Here is a 16,143-nt window from a genome sequence, read left to right as displayed (position 1 = left end):
ATGACCGTCGTCGTCGGGTACCTGGCCACTGCTGAAGGGCGAGAAGGCCTCAGCGCGGCGGTGACCGAGGCGGCACGCAGGGAGACGGACCTCGTCGTGGTCGTCAGCGAGAAGCCTCGTCCGCCGGCCGCTGAGGTCCTCGAGCAACGCGCGGCCGAGTTCGCCGAGCTCCAGTCGTCGGCTGCGGCGCACGGGGTCGCGCTGGACATCCGGGTCCTCGACGAGCGGCACGACGTCTCCGACGACCTCATCGCCGTGGCCGAGGACGTCGCCGCTGACGTCATCGTCATCGGCCTGCGTCGCCGGAGCCCGGTGGGCAAGCTCATCCTCGGCTCGAACGCCCAACGGATCCTTCTCGAGAGCCCGTGCCCGGTCCTCGCGGTCAAGCCGCAGCGTCCTGTCTCTGCCTGACGCACGCCTGCCGAAGCACCGGGAATCTTCTTCCCCACCGCGGCGTTGTGGACGTATGGCACCGGCACCGGTCGGTTGTCGGAGATCAGCGCGGTCCCCGCGATGATCCTCGCGCGACGTCACCCCGAAGGTCCCCTCGAGGCCCTTCTGACCACCCCCCAGGGTAGGTGGCTCGGCGCGAGCAAAGTACAATGATGGTTCACGGCTGCTCCGGGACACTCGCCGAGCGAGCCGGATCCGCCTACCTGAGATGCCGAAAGGTCGTTCGTGGCGCCCATTTCTGCGAATCCCGCACTTCCGCGCGAATTCGAGCACCCCGCTATGCAAGAACTCATCCGTCGCGGAGCGACGCACGGCCGCATCGACGCGGAGAGCTTCCGCGAGGCGTGCGAGTCCGCGTCGGTGGCAGACGCTCGTCGCCTCAAGGTCGTCTACCGAGCGCTCGCTGCCGCTGGCGTCGAGGTCGATCTCCCCACCGTCGCCGCGACGAAGGTCGCCGCCGCCGCCGCACCCCGTGCCACCAGCACGACGGCGCGCGCAGTGAAGCCGCGCGTGACAGCCGCCGCGAAGAAGGCAGCGGCCGAGGCCGCCGCCGGCACCACGATCGTGGACGGCGCGCCCGACACGGTGGATGTGGTCGCCGAGGGCGCCGTCGAGGCGCCTGCCGCCCCGAAGCGTGCGCCTCGCAAGGCCGCTGCCCCGAAGACCGCTGCTGCGAAGGCAGCTCCCGTCAAGCGCGGTCGCCGCAAGGCCGCTGACGACGGCGCCCACGACTCGGACGGCGTCGAGGTTGCGGACGTCGAAGAGGTCGACCCCGAGGTCGCTGGTGCCAAGAAGGCCGCCGAGGAGGGCGACGAGTCCCGCGGATACGTCTACTCCGACGCGGACGACGACGACGCACCCGCCCAGCAGGTCGTCACCGCCGGCGCGACCGCCGACCCCGTCAAGGACTACCTCAAGCAGATCGGCAAGGTCGCGCTCCTCAACGCCGAGCAGGAGGTCGAGCTCGCGAAGCGGATCGAGGCCGGCCTGTTCGCCGAGGAGCGCCTGGCGTCGGGCACGAAGTTCGAGGCGAAGGCCCGCCGCGAGCTCGAGTGGATCGCGGGCGACGGTCGCCGCGCCAAGAACCACCTGCTCGAAGCGAACCTGCGTCTCGTCGTGTCCCTGGCCAAGCGGTACACGGGACGCGGCATGCTCTTCCTCGACCTCATCCAGGAGGGGAACCTCGGCCTCATCCGTGCGGTCGAGAAGTTCGACTACACCAAGGGCTACAAGTTCTCGACCTACGCGACGTGGTGGATCCGTCAGGCCATCACGCGTGCGATGGCCGACCAGGCCCGCACCATCCGTATCCCGGTGCACATGGTGGAGGTCATCAACAAGCTCGCCCGTGTGCAGCGGCAGATGCTCCAGGACCTCGGACGCGAACCCACGCCCGAGGAGCTCGCCAAGGAGCTCGACATGACGCCCGAGAAGGTCGTCGAGGTGCAGAAGTACGGCCGCGAGCCGATCTCCCTGCACACCCCGCTCGGCGAGGACGGCGACAGCGAGTTCGGTGACCTCATCGAGGACTCCGAGGCCGTGGTCCCCGCGGACGCGGTGAGCTTCACCCTGCTGCAGGAGCAGCTGCACCAGGTGCTCGACACGTTGTCGGAGCGTGAGGCTGGCGTGGTCTCGATGCGCTTCGGGCTGACCGACGGCCAGCCGAAGACGCTCGACGAGATCGGCAAGGTCTACGGGGTGACCCGTGAGCGCATCCGGCAGATCGAGAGCAAGACGATGTCGAAGCTGCGTCACCCGAGCCGGTCCCAGGTGCTGCGCGACTACCTCGACTGACGGCCGACAGCCTGCAGCGCACGGTGTGCGCTGCAGGCTTCGGCGCTCGCGGACCAGGTGGACCTCCCGGACCAGGTGGACCACGCGGACCAGGTGGACATCGTCGAGCGACGACGACAGAGGAGCCCGGCCCCCCGCAGGGGGCCGGGCTCCTTCGTCGTGTCGGGTGTCGTCCGGTGAGGACGAGGTGTCGTCGGTGGGACGAGTCGGAGCTGCGTCAGCTCCGCGCGCCGTGCTCCTCGAGGAGCCGGTCGGTCTCGTCCTGGATGTGTGTCGCGATTCCCGTGAAAGCGTCTGAGTGCGCGCGCGCGTGGTGCGCACAGAACAGGAGCTCGCCGGACGGGAGCAGCACACGAACGTAGGCCTGAGCACCGCAGCGGTCGCAGCGGTCGGCCACGGTCAGGGTTTCAGTCGTTGTCGTAGTCACCTGACAATCAAACCACCCTCCGGCCTGTTTCCGGCCATGAGAAGCGGGTGGTTCGCTCCCCGCGTAGTCCGGGGACCTGTGCGCGCTCCCACCGCCGTGTGGGTGGCACCCGTTAGGCTCGACCATCGTGACGACAGCATCCGCAGAATCGAGCTACACCGCACGGCACCTCTCCGTCCTCGAGGGGCTGGAAGCCGTCCGCAAGCGCCCCGGCATGTACATCGGGTCCACGGACTCGCGCGGTCTCATGCACTGTCTGTGGGAGATCATCGACAACTCGGTCGACGAGGCGCTCGGGGGCCACGGTTCTCGCATCGGGATCACGCTCCACGCCGACTCGTCCGTGTCGGTGAGCGACGACGGGCGAGGGATCCCCGTCGACGTCGAGCCCAAGACCGGTCTCAGCGGCGTCGAGGTCGTGTACACCAAGCTCCACGCCGGCGGGAAGTTCGGTGGCGGCTCCTACACGGCCTCGGGTGGTCTCCACGGGGTGGGCGCCTCCGTCGTCAACGCCCTGTCGTCCCGGCTCGACGTCGAGGTCGACCGCGGCGGCAAGGTGCACCGCATGACCTTCCGACGCGGTGAGCCCGGCCGCTTCGACGACTCCGCGGGCCTCGGCCCGGACTCGCCGTTCACGCCGTTCGTCGAGACGTCAGAGCTGGAGATCGTCGGCAAGGTCAAGCGGGGGCAGACCGGTACACGCGTGCGGTACTGGGCGGACCGCCAGGTCTTTCCCACCACCGCCGTCTTCTCCTACGACGAGCTCGTCACACGGGTCCGGCAGACGACCTTCCTCGTACCCGGGCTCCAGGTCACCATCCGGGACGAGCGTGGGCTGCCCGGCACGCCGGGCGAGAACGGGCCGCACGAGGAGACGTTCGTGCACCACGGCGGGACCGTCGACTTCGTCGAGTTCCTCGCTCCCGACGCCCCGGTGACGGCGACGTGGCACCTCACCGGCACCGGAACGTTCAAGGAGACCGTGCCGGTCTTCGACGAGCGGGGCCACCTCACCCCGCAGGAGGTCGTGCGTGACTGCGAGGTGGACCTCGCCATGCGGTGGGGCACCGGGTACGAGACCGAGGTCCGCACGTTCGTCAACATCATCGCCACGCCCAAGGGTGGCGCGCACCTCGCGGGCTTCGAGGCGGGCCTGCTCAAGGTCATGCGCAAGGCGGTCGAGGCGAACGCACGCAAGCTCAAGGTGTCCCTCAAGGACTCGAGCGAGCGGATCGAGAAGGACGACGTCCTCGCCGGTCTCACGGCGGTCCTCACGGTGCGGCTCGCGGAGCCCCAGTTCGAGGGGCAGACGAAGGAGGTCCTGGGGACCGCTCCGGTCCGCGCCATCGTGTCCCGCGTCGTCGAGCAGGAGATCAACGCGCTGTTCTCCTCCCCGAAGCGCGACGACAAGACGCAGGCTGCACTCCTGCTCGACAAGATCGTCGCGGAGATGCGCGCGCGCCTGTCCGCGCGCAAGCAGAAGGAGATCTCGCGTCGCAAGAACGCGCTCGAGACCTCGTCCCTGCCGACCAAGCTCGCCGACTGCCGCAGCGACGACGTGGACCGCAGCGAGCTGTTCATCGTCGAGGGCGACAGTGCTCTGGGGACCGCGAAGCTCGCGCGGAGCTCGGACTTCCAGGCGCTCCTGCCCATCCGCGGGAAGATCCTCAACGTGCAGAAGGCGTCTGTGAGCGACATGCTCCGCAACGCTGAGTGCGCAGCGATCATCCAGGTGCTCGGTGCAGGCTCGGGGAGGTCCTTCGACCTGGAGGCCGCCCGCTACGGCAAGATCGTCCTCATGACCGACGCCGACGTCGACGGCGCCCACATCCGCACCCTGCTCCTCACGCTGTTCTTCCGGTACATGCGGCCGCTCGTCGATGCCGGCCGGGTGTACGCGGCCGTCCCGCCGCTGCACCGGATCGAGGTGATCGGTGCGGGCTCGCGCAAGAACGAGTACATCTACACGTACTCCGAGGCGGAGCTCGCTGCCACGCTGAAGAAGCTCGACAAGGCCAACAAGCGGTACAAGGAGGACATCCAGCGGTACAAGGGCCTCGGGGAGATGGACGCGGACCAGCTGGCCGAGACCACCATGGACCCGCGTCACCGGACGCTGCGACGGGTGACGGCCGACCATGCGGAGGCTGCCGAGCGTGTCTTCGAGCTCCTCATGGGCTCGGATGTCGCTCCTCGCAAGGACTTCATCATCGCTGGTGCGAACGCCCTCGACCGGGCGCGAATCGACGCGTGACGCGCGCGGTCTCCTGGCCGACCTTCGCTGGTGCGCTCCTCGGGCGCCGCAGAGCGTTCCCCTGCAGCCATGCCGCCCCTAGTCTTGGTCTATGGAGCAGACCCCGGACGCCAGCGGTGGAGGAATCGCCGAGCCTGCCTCCGGGGCCACCGCGCCCGTGAGCGCCGACCTGGGGCTGCTGTGGCGGGCCATGACGCCGCAGGACGTGCCTGACCTGTTCGGGCTCGTCTCCGCGATCGAGGAAGCCGACGCGCCGCCCTACCGCACCGCGCTCGACGAGATCGCGGACCTGTTCGCGGGCAGCTGGAAGGACCCGGCGCAGGACACCCTCGTCGGGATCGACGAGCGCGGCGTCTTCCGGGCGTACGGCAGCGTCGAATGCCCGCCCGGTGACGAGAGCGTGCGTCGGGCATTCCTCATGGGGGGCGTGCACCCCGGCGTCCGTGGGGCCGGCGTGGGCCGGGAGGTCCTCGCCTGGATGACCGCGCGCGCGCACGCGAAGCTCGCGGAGCTGGGGAGCGGGACGCCGGGGCGGATCGCCGCGTTCCTCGACGACTCCGCGCCCGACCAGTGGCGACTGTTCGAGGCAGCCGGCTATCGCGCGCAGCGGTTCTACTCGAACCTGCGCCGAGACCTCGCGACGCCGTTGCGCGACGTGCCCGTCGCACCAGGACTCCGCATCGCCGCCTGGGAGGACTCGCTCGACGAGGGTGCGCGTCTGGCGCACAACGACGCGTTCCGCGACCACTGGGGGAGCGAGCCTGCGACCGCGGAGTCCTGGACGCAGGGCAGGAGCATGTTCGCCCCGGCGTGGAGCTTCGTCATGCTCGACGAGACGGTGCCCGACGACCGCAAGCCGTTCGTGGCGGGCTACCTCATGTCCGGGCGGTACGAGCAGGACTGGCCCGTCATGGGGCACTCGAGCGGGTACATCGAGGCGTTGGGCGTACGCCGGGCGTACCGCGGCCGCAAGATCGCCGTGGCGCTCCTCACTCACGCGATGCGGACATACGCCGCTGAGGGGGTCGAGTTCGCGGAGCTCGACGTCGACGCAGACAGCCCGTCCGGTGCCTACGGGCTCTATGCCGGTCTCGGGTTCGAGCGGACGAGCGGTTCACGCATGTACTCCATCGAGCTCTGAGCATGAGACGCCGCCCTCGGGTCGGGGCCCGGAACCTAGACTCTGGGACGTGATCACCCTTCGTCGCCCGCGTCTCGTCTCCGTCTCTCTCGCCGGCCTCGTCGGGGTCAGCATGTGCCTGGCGGGGTGCTCCGAGCGGGCGGCTGACGCGCAGGGTTCCGGTGGCAGCACGACGAGTCCTGCGCCGGGTGGAGGGCAGCCCGCCGCCGCATCGGCGTCCGCGGAGTGGCTGACGTCTGCCGCGGCGGAGGCTGACGCGTTCGACCTCGAGCTCGAGGGCACGGTGTTCACCGACCACGGGCTCCGCGCTGACGCCGTCCTCGCACTGCTCGCCGCGGGCGAGCCGGGAGCAGCGGGGAGCGTGGCGGAGACGCTCACCGACCCTGCCTCGGCTGCCGCGTACGTGGGCGACGGACATACGGCCCTCTATGCCGGGTCAGCGGCAAAGCTCGTCGCCGTCCTCGACGCGGTGGGCCAGGACCCGCGTGCGCTCGACGGCCGGGACCTCGTTGCGGAGCTCGCGGCGCGCGAGTCGCCCTCGGGGCGGTTCACCGATCTCGGTGACGCTGACTACTCGCAGACGGTGTCCCAGTCGTGGGCGGTGCTCGCCCTGGCCACGGTCGGCGAGGCCTCCCCGGCGGCCGTGCAGTACCTGACGGCGCAGCAGTGCGACGACGGCGCGTTCCCCGCGCAGCTCGCCGACGAGCCGACCGCCGCGTGCGAGCCGGACGTCGACGCGACGGCCTTCGCCGTGTCCGCGCTCACGGCCGCGGGTGGGAACGACGCGGCGGTCGACGGCGCCGTGTCCTGGCTCCAGGAGCACAGTGACGGCGGAGCATCATGGGCTGCTGCGGGAGGCGCCGAGCCGAGTGTCAACACGACGGCGGTCGCCGTCTCCGCCCTGGCGGACGCGGCACAGGATGCCGCCCCCGCGCGCGACTGGCTCGCCGGTCAGGCGATCGACGAGGGACCCGACGCCGGAGCCTTCGCGCTCGTCCAGGGCGACGGAGGGACGGCGCCCGAGGGTGACCTGCGCGCGACCGCGCAGGCGACCCTCGCGTTGTCCGGGTCAGGGCTGGCCCAGGTTCTCGGCGCCCGGGAGTGACATGAGGCGCGGTCCGCGCATGCTCGCGGCGATCGGGATCTCGGTGCTCAGCGTGCCGGTCGTGGCCGGCGCGCCGGCCAGCGCCCGACCGGTCGCCTCGCCGACGCCCCTGTGGTCGGCCGAGGCCGGAGGCACGCCGTGCGATGGCATCGCGGTGGTAGCCGACTTCACCACGCTCGGTGGCGCCCGGGTGCCCGAGACGTCGAGCGAGCAGGTGCAGGGGGTCCTCGCGTGCGTCGACGTCGACGTCGACACCACGGCCTCCGACGTCCTGGCGCGCGCCGGGCTCGAGGTGGCGGGCACAGCCCAGTGGGGTGACGCGTTCGTCTGCCGCGTCGCCGGCCGTCCGGCGAGCGACGAGGACGTCATCCTGCCGGAGGGGGGCGTCGTGAGGGAAGCGTGCGCTCGCACACCCTCGCAGGCCGCCTACTGGTCCGTGTGGACCGCGTCGGCGGGCGCGACGCAGGGCTGGGCGTACGCGGCGGTCGGCGTGACCGAGGTCGTCCTGTCGCCCGGTGACGCACTGGCCCTCGCATTCACCGTCGGCCAGGCGCAGGCGGTGCCGCCGGGGGTGTCCGTAGAGGCAGCCACGGCGCGCATCCTGCCGACCGGCTGGTCGGAGCTCGCCGTCGAGGACGACGACCCGGCGGACGGAGCGGCAGCGCCGAGCCAGGAGGACGATGCCCTCCCCGCGGCCGGCAGCGCTGTCACCGAGGGCGGTCGGCCGGGTGCCGTCCCGCTCGTCGCTGTCGCACTGCTCGTGGCGCTGGCCGCCGTCGCCGTCGTCCGTGCGGCCCGACGATGACCGTGCACCCCGGAGCGTGGTGGCTGTGGGCCGCCGCGCTCGCCGTGGCAGCGTCGTCGACGACCAACGTCCTCGTGCTCCTGCTCCTCGTCGCCGTGACCTGCGTCGTCGTCGTGTCGTGGCCGCGATCAGCCACGGGCGCCGGGTTCGGGCTCTACCTCGTCGTCGCCACGGTCGTCGTCGTGCTGCGCATCGCGTTCCGGGTCGTGTTCCCGGCCGCGGGAGGGGGCGACGCCGTCCTCGTCCTGCCGACGGTGTCGCTCGGTCAGCTCGACCTCTTCGGCACCGTGACCGCCGGAGCGCTGCTCAGCGGTCTCACGGGCGGGGCGCAGCTCGCGGTGATGATCCTCGCCGTCGGTGCGGCCCACACGCTCGCCGACCCCCGTGACCTGCTCAAGCACGCCCCGCCCGCGCTCGCGGGCATGTCCACGGCTCTCGTCATCGCCGTCTCGGTGTTCCCGGCCCTCACTCGCAGCGTCCAGGACGTCCGTCGTGCCGCGCGGCTGCGCGGTGGCCGCTCCGGTATCCGGGGCCTCGTCGTGCCCGTCCTCGAGGGTGCGATGGACCGCGCGCTCGCCCTCGGTGCCGCGATGGAGGTCCGCGGGCTGGGTGCGTCCGGCACCGGCACCGGCACCGCCGCCGACGGTGGCGACGGGGCCGCCGCACGTCGCACGGAGCGCCTCCAGACGACGCTCGTGCTCACGTCGGTCCTCGCCGTGGCGCTCGCCGCCTACGCCCTGCTCGACGTCGCGTGGCCCCGGTGGTCCCCGCTCGCGCTCGGCACCCTCGCGGTGCTCGCCGCGACCGGCGCGGCCCTCGTCGACCGGACCCGCCGGCGGACGGTCTACCGTCCGCACGCGTGGGGGTGGCGGTCGACCGCGACCGGTGCGAGCGGTGCATCGAGCCTGGGAGCGCTGCTCGTCGCCGTCCCGCTCGCGGTGCGGCACCCGGCGCCGGGGACGCTGCCCGACCTCACCGCCGTCGGCCTCGTCGCTGCGCTCCTCGCGTGCCTGCCGGTCGCACTCGCACCACGGGGGCACACATGAGCGCGGCCGGACCGCGTGGACCCGTCGAGCCGCCCGTGATCGCCCTGTCCGGCGTGACGTTCGCCCACGAGGGCGCTGCTCCGGTCCTGCGTGACGTCGACCTGGCGATCGGCGCGGGTCAGCTCGCGCTCGTCGTCGGGCTCACGGGCTCAGGGAAGTCGACGCTGCTGCAGACGATCAACGGCCTCGTCCCGCGGTTCACCGGTGGCCGGATGACGGGTGAGGTCCGGGTCGCCGGGATCTCCACACGAGACGTGCCGCCCCGGGAGCTGGCCGGCCTCGTGGGCTACGTGGGACAGAACCCGGCACTCGGGTTCGTCACCGCACACGTCGAGTCCGAGCTCGCGTTCGGCATGGAGCAGCAGGGCGTCGACCCCGCGGTGATGCGGCGCCGGGTCGAGGAGACGCTCGACCTCGTGGGGATCACCGCGCTGCGAGAGCGTCCGCTCGACTCACTGTCTGTCGGCCAGCAGCAACGGGTGGCGATCGGCGCCGTCCTCACGAGCGGACCGCGGGTCCTCGTGCTCGACGAGCCGACGTCGGCCCTCGACCCCGTGGGCGCGGAGGAGGTCCTCGCGACGATCGCCCGCCTCGTCCACGACCTCGGCCTCACGGTCGTCCTCGCCGAGCACCGGCTCGAACGGGTCGTCCAGCTCGCAGACACCGTCGTGCAGCTCGTGGGGGACGGTTCGGTCCGGTGCGGACCGCCCGAGGTCCTCCTGCCCGGCACCGCCGTGGCCCCACCCGTGGTGCGCCTCGCTGCGGCCGCCGGCTGGCACCCCGTCCCGCTGTCGGTCCGCGACGCCCGACGCCGCGTGCCCGAGCTCGGCCCGCTGGCGCCGGTGCCGCCCGAGCCGTCACCCTCGTCCGGCCCCGTGGCGCTGCGCGCCCGTCGCATCTGCGTGCGTCACGGGTCCCACGAGGCAGTGCGTTCGGTCGACCTCGAGCTCCACGCCGGGCAGGTCGTCGCACTCATGGGACGCAACGGCTCCGGCAAGTCCTCGCTCCTGTGGTCCCTGCAGGGCACGGGCCGGCGCGATGCGGGGCGCGTCGACGTCGGTGGGACCGATCCGCGCGACGTCGATGCCCGGCGTGCCCGGCGGGCTGTGGGGCTCGTGCCGCAGGACGTCGCGGACCTCCTCTACCTCGAGACCGTCGCGCAGGAGTGCGCGGCGTCGGACAAGGACGCCGGCGTCCCCCCCGGCACGACCGCCGCGCTCGCCGCCCGGCTCGCCCCGGAGCTCGACCCGGGCACGCATCCCCGCGACCTGTCAGAGGGGGAGCGCCTGTGCCTCGTCCTCGCCATCACGCTCGCCACGCCACCCCCGGTGCTCCTCCTCGACGAACCCACCCGGGGACTCGACCCGGTCGCGAAGGACGGACTCGTCGCCGCCCTGCGTGCCCTCGCACGCGACGGCCACGCGGTGGTCGTCGCGACCCACGACGTCGAGCTCGCGGCCGCCGTCGCCGACCGCGTCGTGCTCATGGCACAGGGAGAGGTGGTCGCCGACGGACCCGCACGGGCCATGCTCACCGGCTCCCCGGCCTTCGCGCCCCAGATCGCGAAGATCCTCGCGCCCGGCCCGTGGATGCTGCTGAGCGATCTCGGCCTCGAAGCGCCACCGGGCGCAGCGAGCGCGCCATGACCGCCGTCGGGGCGCTCAGGGGTGCTGCTCAGGCCGATCGGGCTGGTCGGTCGCCCCGGGCTGCTGCGCTCGTGCTCGCGGCCACGAGCCTCGTCGGGATCGCCGTCTTCTGCTGGCCGCTCGTGGGCAGTGTGCTCCCCGCCGACGGAGCACCGAGCACACCGTGGGTCATGCTCGTCCTGCTCCCCGTCCTCCTTCTCGCCGTGCTGCTCCACCTCGGCCAGGACGGGTTCGACCCACGGACCCTCGCGATGCTCGGCGTGCTGGCCGCCGTCAACGCGGCGCTCCGTCTCGTCGGGGCCGGAATGGGGGGGATCGAGCTCGTCTTCTTCCTCCTCGTCCTCGCCGGTTACTCCTTCGGCCCCGTGTTCGGCTTCCTCCTCGGGACGCTCTCGCTCTTCGCGTCAGCGCTCCTCACGGCTGGCATCGGGCCGTGGCTGCCCTTCCAGATGCTCGCCTGCGGGTGGGTCGGGCTCGGCGCGGGCCTCCTCGGCCAGGCGCTCGCCGGACGCGTCGCGCCCCGCGGCCGCGCGGAGCTCACGGCGCTCGCGGTCTACGCCGCTGTCGCCGCGTACCTCTTCGGCGCCCTGATGAACCTGTGGTTCTGGCCGTTCGCGCTCGGCGGCGACACCGCGATCTCCTACGTGCCCGGGGGAGGGCTCGTCGAGAACCTGCGGCGCTTCGCGGTCTTCACCGCGGCGACGTCGACGTTCACGTGGGACACGGTGCGCGCCGTGACGAACGTCGTCGCCGTCGTGCTGCTCGGCCGGCCCGTGCTCGGGACGTTAGCCCGGGCACGACGGCGGGCGTCGTTCGGCTGAGATGCGCCCGCTCGTCCAACGTGCGGGCAGCGCGGAGGCCGGCGGTGTACCTGTCTCAAGAAGCAGCAGTGAGGTTCCAGCCGCGTCGGCGCGCGAGCCACCCCAACGTCGCGTCGCGGTACCAGCGCTGGTGGCGGCGCAACCAGGGTGAGGTCGGGACGTGGTCCTGCTCGGCGACCCCTGCGTAGTACCCGAGGTGCAGCGCGAGTACGCCATCGATGTGGTCGCCCGGCACCTGGGACGTCGCGTCGTGGGCGGCGAGCAGCGCGTCCGCGTCGAGACCGTCCCCGGCGACCGCGATCATGGCGACCACCGGCATGAACCATGCGGGCGCCGCGATCGGGAGGCTCCAGTCGACGAGCCGGACCCGACCGTCCGCCTCGAGGAGCAGGTTGTCGTCGCGGACGTCGTCGTGGCAGAGCGTCGTGGGGGGTGCCTCGCGGAGCACGCGCAGCGCCAGCTCCCTGGCTGTGGCGCACCGCTCGGGTCCGAGGACAGGGATGAGGACGTCGAACCCGTCCACGCAGGGTGCGAGCTCGGTGGCCCACGACGGTGCTTGGGTCCCGTCAGGAAGGGGGGTGAGCGCACGCGCTGCATCCGCGAGCGCTCCGAGCACAGCGGCTGCCTCGGCCCACTGCCACGGGCGCGCAGGGTGACGGCCCTCGACGTCCTCGTACGCGGCGAGGAACCAGCCGGCGACGTCGACGTTCCAGAGGCCCGGGACGAGCGCGTCGTGCGCGGGCAGGGCAGCGACCTGCCGTGCCTCATGACGGTAGGTCGCGACGAGCCAGGCCTCGGCCGCAGGGCCAGCGCCCTTGAGGAAGAGACGTCGGCCGTCCTCCAGGAGGAGCCGGCTCGCGAATCCGGGCGTGAAACCAGCCTCCTGTGTCGTCGCGGCAACGACGCGGGCCCCGGACCGGGTCTCGACCGCCTCGTGGACCGTGGCGGGCAGATCGGCCCACCGGGGGCGCTGCGCGGTCCGATATCCCGGGGTTCCCGCGGTGCTCCCGACGCCGCCCGTGCTGCCGGTCATACCGAGAAGTACTTCGCCTCGGGGTGGTGGAACACGATCGCGTCCGTCGACTGCTCCGGGTGCAGCTGGAGCTCCTCGGACAGCTCCACGCCGACCCGCGAGGCGCGCAGGAGGTCCATGACCTTGCGGCGGTCCTCCATGTCCGGGCACGCCGGGTACCCGAGGGAGTAGCGCGCACCCCGGTAGGCGACCTTGAACATGCCGTCGAGGTCCGCGGGATCCTCGGCTGCGAAGCCGAGCTCCTCCCGGATGCGGGAGTGCCAGAACTCCGCGAGGGACTCGGTGAGCTGGACGGACAACCCGTGCAGCTCCATGTACTCGCGGTACCTGTTCTCTGCGAAGAGCTTGGCGGTGTGCGCGTCGACGCTCGCGCCGACGGTGACGAGCTGGAACGCGACGACGTCGATCTCGCCGGACTCCTTGGGCTTGACGAAGTCGGCGAGGCACAGGTGCTTGTCACGGCGCTGGCGCGGGAACGTGAAGCGCACGCGCTCCGTGCCGGGCTCCCCGCCGGAGCCGCCGTCGGGCCCGTCGTGGTGGAGCACGATCATGTCGTTGCCCTCGGACACCGCGGGGAAGTACCCGTAGACGACCGACGGGTCGAACATGTCCTCCGTCTTGATGCGGTCGAGCCACTCGCGCAGCCGCGGGCGGCCCTCCGTCTCGACGAGCTCCTCGTAGCTCCGGGCGTCGTCGCCGCGCGACGGCTTGAGGCCCCACTGGCCCATGAAGGTGGCGCGCTCGTCGAGGAACGCGGCGTAGTCGGCGAGCTGGATGCCCTTGACGATGCGCGTGCCCCAGAACGGGGGAGTGGGCACCGGGTTGTCGGTAGCGACCGCGGACCGCACCGGCAGGTCCTCCTCCGCCGTCTGGGTCACGGTCACCGTCGCATGGCGACGCTTCTTCAACGGCGGCAGACCGACGGAACCTGGGTCCTCGCCGCGCGCGATCCGTACGAGCGGCTCCATGAGCCGCAGACCCTCGAACGCGTCCCGGGCGTAACGGACCTCCCCGTCGTAGACGTCCGCGAGGTCGTCCTCGACGTACGTGCGGGTGAGCGCCGCGCCCCCGAGCAGCACGGGCCACCGGCCGGCGAGCCCTCGCGAGTTGAGCTCCTCGAGGTTCTCCTTCATGACGACGGTGGACTTCACGAGCAGCCCGCTCATGCCGATGACGTCCGCGTCGTGCTCCTCTGCGGCCTCGATCATCGCGGCGATCGGCTGCTTGATGCCGATGTTGACGACCGTGTAGCCGTTGTTCGTGAGGATGATGTCGACGAGGTTCTTGCCGATGTCGTGGACGTCACCCCGCACGGTCGCCAGGACGATCGTGCCTTTGCCGGCCTCGTCGGACTTCTCCATGTGCGGCTCGAGGTGCGCCACGGCGGTCTTCATCGCCTCGGCCGACTGGAGCACGAAGGGCAGCTGCATCTCGCCCTTGCCGAACAGCTCCCCGACGACTTTCATGCCCGCGAGCAGGTGGTCGTTGACGATGTCGAGGGCCTTCATGCCCTCGGAGAGCGCCTGGTCGAGGTCGGCGTCGAGACCTTTGAGCTCGCCGTCGACGATGCGGCGCTCGAGGCGCTCACCGAGGGGCAGGGCAGCGAGCTCTGCGGCGCGGACGTCCTTGAGCGCGGCGCTGTCGACGCCGGCGAAGAGGTCGAGCAGGTGCGCGAGGGGGTCGTGCGTCATGTTTCCCTCGGCGTCGAACTCGCGGCGGTCCCAGACGAGGTCGAGGGCGGCCTGGCGCTGCTCGTCGGAGATCTTCGACAGCGGGAGGATCTTCGCGGCGTGCACGATCGCGGAGTCGAGGCCGGCCTGCACGGCCTCGTGGAGGAAGACGGAGTTGAGCACGACGCGTGCCGCCGGGTTGAGCCCGAAGGACACGTTGGACACGCCGAGGGTGGTGTGCACCCCGGGGTACTTCGCCTTGAGCTCACGGATCGCGGTGATCGTCTCGATGGCGTCCCGCCGCGTCTCCTCCTGACCCGTCGCGATGGGGAACGTGAGGGTGTCGACGATGATGTCCTCCACCGCCATGCCCCATCGGCCGACGAGGTCGTCGATGAGCCGGGACGCGATCGCGACCTTGCCCTCCGCGGTCCGGGCCTGCCCGTCCTCGTCGATCGTCAGGGCGATGACGGCGGCGCCGTGCTCCTTGACGAGGGGCATGATCCGTCCGTAGCGGGACGTCGGGCCGTCCCCGTCCTCGAAGTTCACGGAGTTGACGACGGCGCGACCACCGATGAGCTCGAGCCCGGCCTGGATGACGGCCGGCTCGGTCGAGTCGATGACGAGCGGGAGCGTCGAGGCGCTCGCGAGGCGCGAGACGAGCGAGCGGATGTCCGCGGCGCCGTCGCGACCGACGTAGTCGACGCAGACGTCGAGCAGGTGGGCGCCGTCGCGCGTCTGGGCGCGGGCGATCTGCACGCACTCCTCCCAGTTCTCCGCGAGCATCGCCTCCCGGAACGCCTTGGACCCGTTGGCGTTCGTGCGCTCGCCGATGGCGAGGAAGGACGCGTCCTGCTCGAAGTCGACGTGCGTGTAGAGGCTCGCCACGCCGTGCTCGGGCTGCGCGGAGCGCTGCACGACGGCGCTGCCGCCGACGCGCTCGACGACCTGCCGCAGGTGCTCCGGCGTCGTGCCGCAGCACCCGCCGACAAGACCGAGGCCGAACTCCTTGACGAACTGCTCGTGCGCCGCGCCGAGCTCGACCGGGGTGAGCGGGTAGTGCGCGCCGTTCTTGCCCAGGACCGGGAGCCCGGCGTTGGGCATGCACGTCACCGGGACCGTGGAGTGCTTGGCGAGGTGGCGCAGGTGCTCGCTCATCTCGGCGGGCCCGGTCGCGCAGTTGAGGCCGATGGAGTCGATCCCCAGCGCCGCGAGGGTCGTCAGCGCCGCCCCGATCTCCGAACCCATGAGCATCGTGCCCGTGGCTTCCACCGTGACCTGCACGAGGATCGGCAGGTCGGTGCCGCTGGCGGCCATCGCCTGCTTCGAGCCGTTGATCGCGGCTTTCGCCTGGAGGAGGTCCTGGCTCGTCTCGATGAGGATCGCGTCCGCGCCACCGCTGATGAGCCCGGCGGCCTGCTCGGCGAACGTCTCCTTGAGGTGCGCGTACGTCGTGTGCCCGAGGCTGGGGAGCTTCGTGCCCGGCCCCATGGAGCCGAGCACCCACCGGGGCTTGTCGGGCGTCGCGTGCTTGTCGGCGCTGCGGCGTGCGATCCGCGCTCCGGCCTCCGCGAGCTCGAAGATCCGGTCGTCGATGCCGTAGTCGCCGAGGTTGGACCAGTTCGCGCCGAAGGTGTTCGTCTCGACGCAGTCGACCCCCACCGCGAAGTACTCGTCGTGGACGGCCTCGACGACGTCGGGACGCGTGACGTTGAGGATCTCGTTGCAGCCCTCAAGCCCCTGGAAGTCGTCGAGCGTGAGGTCGTGCGCCTGGAGCATCGTGCCCATCGCCCCGTCGGCGACGACCACCCGGGTGGCGATGGCGGACTTCAGGGCGGCGGCGCGGGGGGTGAGCATGAGGCGATTCTAGGTTCCGGGGTCTGGCCCCCGGGCTGGTGCCCGCCTGCCGGGCAGACCACCGGCGAGCCCCGCCCGCACCGGGCGGGGC

Annotated in this window: 12 protein-coding genes; 9 read left to right on the top strand and 3 right to left on the bottom strand. The window is 71.7% G+C overall.

Annotation, left to right across the window (positions count from 1 at the left end):
- Positions 1 to 411: a universal stress protein gene (locus tag AC2AXK_RS07130; RefSeq protein ID WP_484344659.1), complete on the top strand. Its 411-nt coding sequence runs from the start codon at positions 1 to 3 to the stop codon at positions 409 to 411.
- Between the two features lie 321 nt (positions 412 to 732).
- On the top strand, positions 733 to 2,247 hold the full coding sequence (locus AC2AXK_RS07125) for an RNA polymerase sigma factor (protein ID WP_484344658.1): 1,515 nt from the start codon (positions 733 to 735) through the stop codon (positions 2,245 to 2,247).
- Positions 2,248 to 2,464: 217 nt separating this feature from the next.
- On the opposite strand, the gene AC2AXK_RS07120 is transcribed toward AC2AXK_RS07125, so the two are convergent.
- Complete coding sequence (locus tag AC2AXK_RS07120; RefSeq protein WP_484344657.1) at positions 2,465 to 2,674, bottom strand: DUF7455 domain-containing protein; 210 nt, start codon at positions 2,672 to 2,674, stop codon at positions 2,465 to 2,467.
- A 127-nt stretch (positions 2,675 to 2,801) separates the two neighbouring features.
- Here AC2AXK_RS07120 and AC2AXK_RS07115 point away from each other — a divergent pair, with 127 nt between their 5' ends.
- The 7 genes from AC2AXK_RS07115 to AC2AXK_RS07085 all read left to right on the top strand — a co-directional run bounded on the left by AC2AXK_RS07115 (position 2,802) and on the right by AC2AXK_RS07085 (position 11,492).
- The gene (locus AC2AXK_RS07115; RefSeq protein ID WP_484344656.1) at positions 2,802 to 4,928 is read left to right on the top strand and encodes a DNA gyrase/topoisomerase IV subunit B; all 2,127 of its coding nucleotides are present in this window, start codon (positions 2,802 to 2,804) and stop codon (positions 4,926 to 4,928) included.
- 91 nt (positions 4,929 to 5,019) lie between these two features.
- Positions 5,020 to 6,069 (top strand): GNAT family N-acetyltransferase, encoded by a 1,050-nt coding sequence (locus AC2AXK_RS07110; protein WP_484344655.1) that lies wholly within the window; start codon positions 5,020 to 5,022, stop codon positions 6,067 to 6,069.
- Positions 6,070 to 6,118: 49 nt separating this feature from the next.
- Positions 6,119 to 7,174: a prenyltransferase/squalene oxidase repeat-containing protein gene (locus AC2AXK_RS07105; protein WP_484344654.1), complete on the top strand. Its 1,056-nt coding sequence runs from the start codon at positions 6,119 to 6,121 to the stop codon at positions 7,172 to 7,174.
- Between the two features lies 1 nt (position 7,175).
- Entirely contained in the window at positions 7,176 to 7,979 is an 804-nt protein-coding gene (locus AC2AXK_RS07100; RefSeq protein ID WP_484344653.1) for a hypothetical protein, read from the top strand.
- 2 nt (positions 7,980 to 7,981) lie between these two features.
- A complete protein-coding gene (locus tag AC2AXK_RS07095; RefSeq protein ID WP_484344652.1) occupies positions 7,982 to 9,025 on the top strand; it encodes a hypothetical protein in 1,044 nt (347 codons plus the stop codon).
- Complete coding sequence (locus AC2AXK_RS07090) at positions 9,022 to 10,671, top strand: ABC transporter ATP-binding protein (protein ID WP_484344651.1); 1,650 nt, start codon at positions 9,022 to 9,024, stop codon at positions 10,669 to 10,671. The genes AC2AXK_RS07095 and AC2AXK_RS07090 overlap by 4 nt, the downstream gene beginning before the upstream one ends.
- Positions 10,668 to 11,492 carry an ECF transporter S component gene (locus AC2AXK_RS07085; protein WP_484344650.1) on the top strand — a complete coding sequence of 275 codons (825 nt, stop codon included), beginning with the start codon at positions 10,668 to 10,670 and terminating at the stop codon, positions 11,490 to 11,492. The genes AC2AXK_RS07090 and AC2AXK_RS07085 overlap by 4 nt, the downstream gene beginning before the upstream one ends.
- Before the next feature lie 55 nt (positions 11,493 to 11,547).
- On the opposite strand, the gene AC2AXK_RS07080 is transcribed toward AC2AXK_RS07085, so the two are convergent.
- Positions 11,548 to 12,525 (bottom strand): aminoglycoside phosphotransferase family protein, encoded by a 978-nt coding sequence (locus AC2AXK_RS07080; RefSeq protein WP_484344649.1) that lies wholly within the window; start codon positions 12,523 to 12,525, stop codon positions 11,548 to 11,550.
- On the bottom strand, positions 12,522 to 16,052 hold the full coding sequence (gene metH, locus AC2AXK_RS07075; protein WP_484344648.1) for a methionine synthase: 3,531 nt from the start codon (positions 16,050 to 16,052) through the stop codon (positions 12,522 to 12,524). The genes AC2AXK_RS07080 and metH overlap by 4 nt, the downstream gene beginning before the upstream one ends.
- Positions 16,053 to 16,143: the final 91 nt, after the last annotated feature.

The sequence above is a fragment of the Sanguibacter sp. Z6_81 genome (assembly GCF_057180625.1).
This window is presented reverse-complemented; position numbering and strand designations above follow the sequence as displayed.

Excerpts from the sequence above, each read along its gene's own strand:
- metH (WP_484344648.1), bottom strand. The coding sequence starts at position 16,052 with ATGCTCACCCCCCGCGCCGCCGCCCTGAAGTCCGCCATCGCCACCCGG.
- AC2AXK_RS07130 (WP_484344659.1), top strand. The coding sequence starts at position 1 with ATGACCGTCGTCGTCGGGTACCTGGCCACTGCTGAAGGGCGAGAAGGC.
- AC2AXK_RS07110 (WP_484344655.1), top strand. The coding sequence starts at position 5,020 with ATGGAGCAGACCCCGGACGCCAGCGGTGGAGGAATCGCCGAGCCTGCC.
- AC2AXK_RS07085 (WP_484344650.1), top strand. The coding sequence starts at position 10,668 with ATGACCGCCGTCGGGGCGCTCAGGGGTGCTGCTCAGGCCGATCGGGCT.
- AC2AXK_RS07125 (WP_484344658.1), top strand. The coding sequence starts at position 733 with ATGCAAGAACTCATCCGTCGCGGAGCGACGCACGGCCGCATCGACGCG.
- AC2AXK_RS07080 (WP_484344649.1), bottom strand. The coding sequence starts at position 12,525 with ATGACCGGCAGCACGGGCGGCGTCGGGAGCACCGCGGGAACCCCGGGA.
- AC2AXK_RS07100 (WP_484344653.1), top strand. The coding sequence starts at position 7,176 with ATGAGGCGCGGTCCGCGCATGCTCGCGGCGATCGGGATCTCGGTGCTC.
- AC2AXK_RS07090 (WP_484344651.1), top strand. The coding sequence starts at position 9,022 with ATGAGCGCGGCCGGACCGCGTGGACCCGTCGAGCCGCCCGTGATCGCC.